At 46.7% G+C, this 2,396-nt stretch carries 2 protein-coding genes; both read left to right on the top strand.

All coding sequences use genetic code 11. From position 1 onward, the window contains the following. Positions 1 to 132 precede the first annotated feature (132 nt). A complete protein-coding gene (locus B7X71_RS15320; RefSeq protein WP_293601325.1) occupies positions 133 to 903 on the top strand; it encodes an SUMF1/EgtB/PvdO family nonheme iron enzyme in 771 nt (256 codons plus the stop codon). A gap of 19 nt (positions 904 to 922) precedes the next feature. Next, positions 923 to 2,248 (top strand): DEAD/DEAH box helicase, encoded by a 1,326-nt coding sequence (locus tag B7X71_RS15315; protein WP_293601323.1) that lies wholly within the window; start codon positions 923 to 925, stop codon positions 2,246 to 2,248. Positions 2,249 to 2,396: the final 148 nt, after the last annotated feature.

The raw sequence follows: 2,396 nt of genomic DNA, 5'->3' as shown, positions 1-2,396 counted from the left end.
CGTAGCTCAGTTGGTAGAGTCCCAGATTGTGATTCTGGTTGTCGCGGGTTCGAGCCCCGTCGTTCGCCCCACCGAATATTGCATTATCCTAAGGCTCCCTTCGTGGAGCCTTTTATTTTTGAGATCATTCTGATGAAAAAATTCGATATTCTCCCAATTCTGTTTGGCTTAGTCCTGTCCGCTATCGCGATCTATTTCATGTTGCGATCTGCGCCCGCAAATAGCGCGACTGCATCAACTATTCCTGTAGTTAAAGTCGGATCTGTATCTTGGGATCAAACCGAGATGACCATTGCTGATGTCAAAACTTTTGCTGATGCCACTGGTTTTGTGAGTCAGGCGGAGAAAAATGGTGGCGGACTTTCTTACGAGTCTGGCTTTGTTACAAAACCTGGCTGGACTTGGAAAACCCCCTATGGCGTTACCCCCAATTCCAGAGAGCCTGCAGTGCATCTCAATCAATCCGAAGCTGCTGCTGTTTGTCGCTTCTATGGCAAACGTTTACCGACTGATGCTGAGTGGATCTCTGCGGCGTTTGTGGAACAAAGAGAGGCTCCTCCCGCTGGCTATACCAAAGGTCAGCGTTATCCCTTTCCAGGTGGAGTCACCCCGGCTGTTTCCCATTGCTTGAATGGTTGTGGCGATTACAAGGGTGTAGCACCAGCAGGTGCTTTAAATCGCGGCACTGGTCATGTACCTGCTGGCACCACAAAACCTGGAGTGAATGGCTTATTAGATATGGGCGGGAATGTTTGGGAGTGGACTGCGACCCAGCGTCATGGTGGTTTCATTACCCGAGGCGCTTCCTGGTGGTATGGACCAGACAGACAAAAAGAGTCTGATGCGGCGTCCAAGTCGGCAGCTATCGGTGTGGCGTATATCGGCTTTCGCTGCGTTAGTTGATCCCATGAAACAATAAGGGATGACCAATACCGTAGTAGACCCATCCGCTATTGAAATTACCCCTGAATACCAGGACGTAATCGACGCCATCGAACGTCATGACCCTTATATTTTTGTTAGTGGTAAGGCGGGTACCGGTAAGACTACCTTAATTGGCTATCTGCGTGAGAACATTCCAGGTAACGTCGTGGTGGTGGCGCCAACTGGCGTAGCTGCATTGCAAGTCAAGGGTGTCACGATTCATTCATTCTTTCGTTTACCACCACGCTTAATCTTTCCAGAAGAAGATATCAAGCCTTTAAAAGATAAGCGTCTCTATAAAGATATCCGACTGCTTATCATTGATGAGATCTCCATGGTGAGAGCAGACGTGATTGATGCAATGGATTTGTTTCTGCGCGCTAATGGTCCACACAAGAGCCAGCCCTTTGGCGGCATTCAGGTGATGTTTGTGGGGGACTTATTTCAATTGCCACCAGTTGTATCCCAGGCAGATATGCAGGTGTTATCTGAGCGAGGCTATGAGGGCCCTTATTTCTTCTGTGCGATGGCCTTGCATCGTAAAGACGTGACTATGGTGGAGTTGTCTAAGATCTTTCGTCAGAAGGATGCACACTTTGCAGGACTTCTCAATCAGATCCGTATTAATCAAGATATTGGTGAGGCGCTCAATATTTTGAATGAGCAGTGCTTTGAAAATGCACCAGAAGTGGATGATCAAACAATTACGCTGACTACAACCACTGCCCGTGCCGATCAAATTAATAATGCAGGCCTGCGTGCATTAACTACAGACGCCAAAGTCTACACCGGTAATAGTACCGGCAAGTTCAATGTCGATGACCGTAATTTGCCTTCACCCAATCATCTAACTTTGAAGGTTGGTGCTAAGGTCATGTTTACAGCAACCGACAGCAATTTTCCTAAGCGTTGGGTTAACGGTACTATTGGCGTGGTCCGCGAATTGTTGCCCAATAGTGTGAAAGTGATGGTGCAGAACGGCCCTTATTCCAATACTGTTGAAGTAAAAGGTCATCAGTGGGAATCTTATCGCTATGACCACGACATGATGTCTGGAAAGATTTCACCAAACATCATTGGCACCTTTGTGCAGATTCCATTAATGCTAGCCTGGGCTGTCACTATTCATAAGAGTCAGGGTAAAACCCTTGATAAGATTAAAGTGGATCTCTCATCGGGAGCATTTGCATCAGGGCAAGTCTATGTAGCCCTGAGTCGCTGCACCTCAATTGAAGGGATCACCCTAGAGCGACCAATACAGCCCAAAGACGTGAGCTGTGACCAAGAGGTGAAGCGTTTCTACCTCAACTGTTTGCCTGGTTAATCTTTATCAAGCCTTGACTTTGCAATAAAATAGTTATAACATTGTTATTACTATGAAAAAACATTTGCATCTTCAAATCCGTCAAATAGGTAACTCTCGTGGAGTGGTTATTCCTAAGGCTATCCTTGAGCAGATAGGATTTGATGAT

This window comes from Polynucleobacter sp. 39-46-10 (genome assembly GCF_002282275.1).
This window is presented reverse-complemented; position numbering and strand designations above follow the sequence as displayed.